Consider the following 6,752-nt stretch of genomic DNA (forward strand, 5'->3'; position numbering starts at 1 on the left):
GCGCCTTCTTCGGGCCCGAGCCCATTCCGCGCGGGGTGTTCCGCCCGGTCAGGGGTCCGGTGCGGCCGGTCATGGCCGAGTTGCTCGCCGACCCGGCCGCGCCCGCCAGCGCGAGCAGCGCGATGACCGCCCAGGCTGGCCCGGCGAAGGCGACGGCGGCGAGCAGCACGGCCGCCAGGCTCACGCCGATGCCGAGCACCAGGCGCTCGCCGTGCCGGTCGGCCAGCGCGCCCCAGGCGACGAGCGCCACCAGAACGCCGATTCCCGGGGCATTTCCAATGACTCCGGCCACTGCCAGCGGAACACCGAAATGTCGCTCAATTTCCGGCATGACGAGAGGCAGGCCGAACAGTCCTAAGGTGACGCTCGCATGGGCGTTGACCCCCAGTGCGAGCATCAGCCAGCGCTTCCTGCCCGGACCGGAGGGCGGCTGCGGTTCCAGGGCGGTCAGCCCTGGGCCGAGTAACGCTTGAGCAGGACGAGCTCGTCCTCGCTGAGCCGGCGCGGCGCGGCCCGCTCGACGTCGTAGGCCACGATCACCGAGGTGGCGGTCGCGTAGACCTCGTCGTCGTCGCGGATCTCGTAGGCCAGGGTGAAGCGGACCGGCCTGAGCTGGGTGACCCAGGTCTCGACCCTGACCGGCTCGGGGCGCAGGCCCAGCGGGCGGCGGTAGTCGATCTCGTGGCGGGTGACCACGAGCCCTCCGAAGGGCGCCTCGCCCGCTCTGACCGGATCGATCGCGAACATGCCGAAGCGGGCGTCCTCCAGGTAGTCGAGGAAGCGCACGTTGTTCACATGCCCCTGGGAGTCGATGTCGGCGAATCTGACCATGCGGAGGAAGACGTGCCGGTGCGCCGGGGAGGGTTCTGCCACGTCCGCCACGGTACCCGTACCGTCCGGCCCGCTGGTCACCGGGCCTTGCGGCGGGCCAGGCAGGCCAGCACGGTCAGCACCGAGATCGCGGCCATGCAGGTGAGCGCCCAGCGGTAACCGGTCACGAGCAGGCCAACCGCGTCGCCGGAGAGCTGCGACAGCGTCCCGGCGAAGACGCGCCGGTGCAGCGCGGCAGGCAGCGGCGCGGTGATGATCGACAGCACCAGGCCGGTGCCGACCACGTTGCCGGTGTTCTGGAGCATGAGGCGCATGGCGTTGACGATGCCGAGACGTTCGGACGGCAGGCCGTCCAGGATGGCGGTGGTGTTGGAGGGCAGGAAGACGCCCGAGCCGAGCCCGATGAGCACGAGCCCGGCGGCCACCGCCGGGTACGGGGTGGTCGCCGACATCGTGCCGAGCAGCGCCAGCAGGCCGCAGGTCGTGGTGGCGGCCCCGGCCACCGCGAGGGTGCGCGCGCTGGTCAGCCTCTGGAGGAAGCCCGACGTCACCGACGCGACCATGGCCGCCACCGCCAGCGGCAGCACCTTCAGCCCGGCCTGTACGGGATCGTCCCCCCGCACGGCCTGGAAGTAGAGCGCGACGAGGAAGACCATGCCCATCCGCGCGACGGCGTTGAGGAAGGAGGCGAGCGTGCCGAAGGCGAAGGCCCGGTCATGGAACAGCCGCAGGTCCACCACGGGATGGGCGGCCCGCCGCTCCCTGGCTGCGAACAGCGGCAACCCCACGGCGAACGCGGCGAGCCCGGCGGCCACCACCGGATGCCCCCACCCCAGCCTGCCGAACTCCGACAACGCCAGCAGCAGCCCGCCGAGCGTGACCAGCACGAGCACGCTGCCCGGCAGGTCGAGCCCGCGTTCGCGCCCGGCCGGTTCGACCCGCCGCAACGTGAGCGCGCCCCACACCAGGCAGACCACCCCGATGGGCACGTTGAACCAGAACACCCAGCGCCAGCCCAGGTTCGAGGCGAGCACGCCGCCGAGCGTCGGGCCGATCAGCCCGGCGATGGAGAAGGAGGCCACGTAGACGCCCATGCCCTCGCCCAGCCGCTCGCGCGGGAAGGCGTCGCTGACCAGGGCGGCGCTGTTGGTGAGCAACATCGCGGCGCCGGCGGCCTGCACGACCCGCATGGCCACGATCACCCACGCGCCGGGAGCCAGCCCGGCGAGCAGGGCGGCCCCGGTGTAGACGGCCAGCCCGATCAGGTACATCCTGCGCCTGCCGAACATGTCCGCCAACCGGCCGAACACCACCATGAGGACGGTCGTGGTCAACTGGAAGCCCAGCAGGATCCAGCCCGCGGCCGTGGCGTCGGCCCCGGTGTGCCGGGCGATCTCGGGCAGCGCGACGTTGATCGCGCTGCCGCCCAGCCCGGTCAGCACGCTGGCCAGGCTCACGACCGAGAGCGTGCGCCAGGCGTGGCCGACGGGAGCGGTGGTCGTCGTCACCAAGGGCCTGTCCTTTCTAGATTTTGATACTAGAATCCAGTTCAAGTCATCGGCCGGTCAAGGATCGAGGTGTCGGATGAGCGGGATCGTCGAAGGTCGCGTGGTGATCGTCACGGGTGCGGCCAGGGGCATCGGGCGCGGGCACGCCCTGGAGTTCGCCAGACAGGGCGCGAAGGTGGTGGTCAACGACCTGGGCGCGGAGGTGGACGGCACCGGCTCGTCCGGGGCCGCCGCCGAGGTGGTGGCCGAGATCGAGGCCATGGGCGGCCAGGCGATCGTCAACGGCGAGGACGTCTCCGACTTCGACGGCGCCGAGCGCCTGATCGGGGCGGCCGTCGAGCGTTTCGGCGACCTGCACGTCCTGGTCAACAACGCCGGGATCCTGCGCGACCGCATGCTGGTCAACATGACCGCCGACGAGTGGGACGCGGTGATCAGGGTGCACCTGCGCGGCACGTTCGCGCCCCTGCGGCACGCCGCCGCCTACTGGCGGTCCAGGGCCAAGTCAGGCGAGCGGGTCGACGCCCGGATCATCAACACGACGTCGTCCTCCGGCATCTACGGCAATCCGGGCCAGGGGAACTACGGCGCGGCCAAGGCGGGCATCGCCGGGCTGACCGTGATCGCCGCCAGGGAGCTGGAGCGCTACGGCGTGACGGTCAACGCCATCGCGCCCGCCGCGCTCACCCGCATGACGGAGAACCTGATCCCGGCCGGGGCGACGGGCGCCGACCCCGACGACATCGCGCCGCTGGTGGTCTGGCTGGCCGGCGCCGAGGCGCGCGGCGTCACCGGACGGGTGTTCAACGTGCGCGGCGGCATGATCAGCGTGGCCGAGGGCTGGCACGCCGGCCCCGGGGTGGACAAGGGCGGCCGCTGGGACCCGGCCGAGCTGGGCGCGGTCATCCCCGCCCTGGTGGACAAGGCCGCCCCCAACGCCCTGACCAACGGCCGCGTCCCCGGGCGGGAGGACTGACATGCCGCTCGACCACTCGCTGATCGGCGTCGAGGGCCCGGCCCACGAGCGCGCCTGGACCGCCCAGGACACCATGCTGTACGCGCTCGGCGTCGGCTCGGGCCTCGACGAGCTGGAGTTCGCCACCGAGAAGGGGCAGCGGGTGCTGCCGACGTTCGCGGTGCTGGCGGCGCAGTCGCCGGGGCGGCGGCTGGGCGACTTCGACCCGGCCCTGCTGGTCCACGCCGAGCAGGGCTTCGAGCTGCACCGCGAGCTGCCGCCGGCGGGCGGCGTACGGACGACGTCGAAGGTGACCGGCATCTACGACAAGGGCTCGGGCGCGCTGGTGACCACCGAGGCCAGGGCCGTGGACCTGGAGACCGGCGAGCTGGTGATCTCCTCGCGCAGCTCGGTGTTCATCCGGGGCGAGGGCGGCTTCGGCGGCGACCGGGGGCCCCGCGACGAGTGGGCGGTCCCGGACCGGGCGCCCGACCACAAGGTGACCTACCCGACCCGGCCGGACCAGGCGCTGCTCTACCGGCTGTCCGGCGACCGCAACCCGCTGCACAGCGATCCGGAGTTCGCCGCCAGGGCCGGGTTCGACCGGCCGATCCTGCACGGGCTGTGCACGTACGGGGTGACCGGGCGGGCGTTGCTGCACACGCTCGCCGGGTCGGACCCGTCGCGGTTCCGGGCGATGTCCGGCCGGTTCAGCAGCCCGGTGTTCCCCGGCGAACCGCTGACCGTCTCCATCTGGGCCGACGGCGACGACGTGCTGTTCCGCACCGCCAAGGAGGACGGGACGGTGGTGATCGACCGCGGCCGGGCGACGATCAGTCGTCGCTGAGCCCCCTGAGGGGATCGAGGCGGTGGATGAGCTTCATCGCCGCCTCGATGATCTCCCTGGCCTCCTCCTCGGTGTCGGAGGTGGCGACCTCGCGGGCGGCCTCGCCGATGATGCTGGTCAGCACCGCGACCGTGAAGCGGTCGAGGGGGTCTCCCCCGGCGCCGAGCAGGACGGCGTTCTGGCGCACCCACTCGCGCCCGCGGGTGCGGCGGATCAGCTCGAAGCCGGGCGGGCCGTCGCCGTCGATGAAGAGCCTGACCAGGTCGCGCCGGTCCCAGGCGCCGTCGAGGTAGGCACGGGCCCCGGCGATCAGCAGCTCGACGGGGTCGCTGACGCCCTCCTTCTTGGCCTTGGCGACGCTGGCGGCCGACGCCTGCTCGTGGGCCGCCTGGTGGTCCTCGTAGAGGGCGAGGAACAGCTCGGTCTTGCCGCCGAAGTGGTGGTAGAGGCTGCCGACGCTGGAGCCGGCGCGGGCCACGACCTCCGAGACGTTGGAGTCGGCGAAGCCGTGCTCGCTGAAGACCTCACGGGCCGCCTGCAACATGCTCTTGCGCGTCTGAGCCGTACGGCTCCACTCCCACGAGGACTTGCGTGCCATGCCAGGCATTCTATCGCGCCGAATTCTAGAATCTGATTCTTGACCAGTGCCGCGCGGGGGTTAGAATCGCGTACTAGAGACTGATTCTAGAAATTCAGGAGGCGGCCGTGGACTTCTCGCTCAGCCCGGAGGAACGGCAGATCCGCGACACCGTGCGTGCCTTCATCGAGAAAGAGATCATGCCGCTGGAGCCGGAGGTCCTGCGCAACGAGCGCGAAGGGCGTCCGGGGCTCGACCCGGAGGTCGTGCGCGACCTGCGCGCCAAGGCCAGGAAGTCGGGCTTCTGGGGCATCAACACCCCCGAGGAGTACGGCGGCGCGGCGCTCGGCCCGATCATGTCCGCGATCATCGCCATGGAGATGGGCCGCACGTTCGTGCCCTTCTCCTTCGGCGGCAGCGCCGACAACATCCTCTACGCCGGCACCGACGAGCAGAAGCAGCGCTACCTCGTCCCCACCATCGAGGGCGAACGGCGGTCCTGCTTCGCGATCACCGAGCCGGGCGCCGGCTCCGACGCCCGCAACATCCGCACCCGCGCCACCCGCGACGGCGCCGAGTGGGTGATCAACGGCGAGAAGACGTTCATCACCGGCGGCAGCGAGGCCGACTTCGTCATGGTGTTCGCGGTGGCCGAGGGCCACGGCGTGACGTGCTTCCTGGTCGACCGGGACATGGGCTGGACGTCCGAGCCCATCCCGACCATGGGCGAGTGGGGGCCGGCCGCGCTGGTGTTCCAGGACGTGCGGGTGCCCGAGGAGAACATCCTGGGCGAGCTCGGCAAGGGCTTCGAGCTTGCCATGCAGTGGATCGGGCAAGGACGGTACATGATCCCGGCCCGTGCCATCGGCTCCGCCGAGCGCATGCTCCAGATGGCCATCGACTACGCCAAGATCCGCAAGTCGATGGGCCGGACGATCTCGGAGTACCAGGCCATCCAGTGGATGATCGCCGACTCCCAGGTGGAGATCGAGGCGGCCAAGTGGCTCACCCTCCACGCGGCCTGGCAGGTGCAGCAGGGCATGGACGCCCGGCACGCCTCCTCCATCGCCAAGCTCAACGGCGCCGTGATGGCCAACCAGGTCGTGGACCGGGTGCTGCAGATCCACGGCGGCATGGGATACACCAAGGAGCTGCCGGTCGAGCGGTGGTACCGGGAGCTGCGCCTGCTGCGCATCTTCGAGGGCACCGACGAGATCCAGCGCCGCACGATCGCCCGCAACCTCATCAAGGGCCACGCCAGGCTCGGCCTGATCGGAGAGTAGTCCATGTCGGTCGAGGCACTGTTCAACCCGCGCTCGATCGCCCTGGTGGGGGCCACGGACAAGTCGGGCTGGTCGGTCAGCACGCTGCTGAACCTGCGCACCCACGGCTTCTCCGGGCCCGTCCACCTGGTCAACCCCAGGGGCGGGGTGGTGCACGGGTCGCCGGCCTTCCGCAGCCTGACCGAGATCCCCTCCCCCGTCGACCTGGCCTACGTCATGGTGCCGACGGCCGCCGTGCTCGGCGTGCTGAAGGAGGGCGCCAAGCTGGGCATCGGCTGCTACGTCGTCCTCACGGCGGGGTTCGGGGAGGCCGGCGCGGAGGGCGCGCGGCTGGAGGCGGAGATCGCCGGGTTCGCCCGCGAGAACGGCCTGACCATCCTCGGGCCGAACGGCAACGGCTACATCAACGCCGCCGCCGACGTGACCCCGTACGGGCTGCCCATCCCCGAGCCGCTGCTGCGCGGGTCGGTCGGCGTGGTGCTGCAGAGCGGCGCGCTGGCCAGCTCGGTGCTCGGCTTCGCCCAGGCCCGCAACGTCGGCGTCAGCCTGCTGACCTCGATGGGCAACGAGTCGGTCGTCACGGTCACCGACGTCGTCGACTACCTCGTGGACGACCCGGCGACCCGGGTCATCGCCCTGTTCCTGGAGACGATCAGGAACCCGGCGCACCTGGTCGGGCCGGACAATGGCCACACTCTCCCGCCTCCTCGACACGGACTTCGCGGCATTCATCCGGATGACCCGGCTGGTC

At 71.3% G+C, this 6,752-nt stretch carries 8 protein-coding genes; 4 read left to right on the plus strand and 4 right to left on the minus strand.

Annotated elements, in window-relative coordinates:
- The 3 genes from ACWCSD_RS44460 to ACWCSD_RS44470 all read right to left on the minus strand — a co-directional run.
- Nucleotides 1–397, minus strand: a 397-nt coding sequence (locus ACWCSD_RS44460) for an MFS transporter (RefSeq protein WP_449924377.1), incomplete at its 3' end; no start/stop codon positions are given.
- A 50-nt stretch (nt 398–447) separates the two neighbouring features.
- On the minus strand, nt 448–831 hold the full coding sequence (locus tag ACWCSD_RS44465; protein ID WP_352360768.1) for an acyl-CoA thioesterase: 384 nt from the start codon (nt 829–831) through the stop codon (nt 448–450).
- A gap of 77 nt (nt 832–908) precedes the next feature.
- Nucleotides 909–2,339, minus strand: a complete 1,431-nt coding sequence (locus ACWCSD_RS44470; RefSeq protein ID WP_358294751.1) for an MFS transporter — start codon at nt 2,337–2,339, stop codon at nt 909–911.
- Between the two features lie 76 nt (nt 2,340–2,415).
- Here ACWCSD_RS44470 and ACWCSD_RS44475 point away from each other — a divergent pair, with 76 nt between their 5' ends.
- Both ACWCSD_RS44475 and ACWCSD_RS44480 read left to right on the plus strand, forming a co-directional pair.
- Complete coding sequence (locus tag ACWCSD_RS44475; protein ID WP_397161758.1) at nt 2,416–3,315, plus strand: SDR family oxidoreductase; 900 nt, start codon at nt 2,416–2,418, stop codon at nt 3,313–3,315.
- A 1-nt stretch (nt 3,316) separates the two neighbouring features.
- Nucleotides 3,317–4,141 carry a MaoC/PaaZ C-terminal domain-containing protein gene (locus ACWCSD_RS44480; protein WP_449924382.1) on the plus strand — a complete coding sequence of 275 codons (825 nt, stop codon included), beginning with the start codon at nt 3,317–3,319 and terminating at the stop codon, nt 4,139–4,141.
- Here ACWCSD_RS44480 and ACWCSD_RS44485 read toward each other — a convergent pair.
- On the minus strand, nt 4,128–4,739 hold the full coding sequence (locus ACWCSD_RS44485; RefSeq protein ID WP_352322431.1) for a TetR/AcrR family transcriptional regulator: 612 nt from the start codon (nt 4,737–4,739) through the stop codon (nt 4,128–4,130). The genes ACWCSD_RS44480 and ACWCSD_RS44485 overlap by 14 nt on opposite strands.
- Nucleotides 4,740–4,846: 107 nt before the next feature.
- Between ACWCSD_RS44485 and ACWCSD_RS44490 the strand changes: the two genes are divergently transcribed.
- Nucleotides 4,847–6,001, plus strand: coding sequence for an acyl-CoA dehydrogenase family protein (locus ACWCSD_RS44490; protein WP_449924387.1), 1,155 nt, complete (start codon nt 4,847–4,849; stop codon nt 5,999–6,001).
- Between the two features lie 3 nt (nt 6,002–6,004).
- Nucleotides 6,005–6,752, plus strand: a 748-nt coding sequence (locus ACWCSD_RS44495) for a CoA-binding protein (RefSeq protein ID WP_449924390.1), incomplete at its 3' end; no start/stop codon positions are given.

Source organism: Nonomuraea sp. NPDC001684 (assembly GCF_053596515.1).

What these genes read in the sequence shown, in the direction of transcription:
- ACWCSD_RS44475 (WP_397161758.1), top strand. Translation starts at nt 2,416, where the DNA reads ATGAGCGGGATCGTCGAAGGTCGCGTGGTGATCGTCACGGGTGCGGCC.
- ACWCSD_RS44465 (WP_352360768.1), bottom strand. Translation starts at nt 831, where the DNA reads ATGGTCAGATTCGCCGACATCGACTCCCAGGGGCATGTGAACAACGTG.
- ACWCSD_RS44480 (WP_449924382.1), top strand. Translation starts at nt 3,317, where the DNA reads ATGCCGCTCGACCACTCGCTGATCGGCGTCGAGGGCCCGGCCCACGAG.
- ACWCSD_RS44485 (WP_352322431.1), bottom strand. Translation starts at nt 4,739, where the DNA reads ATGGCACGCAAGTCCTCGTGGGAGTGGAGCCGTACGGCTCAGACGCGC.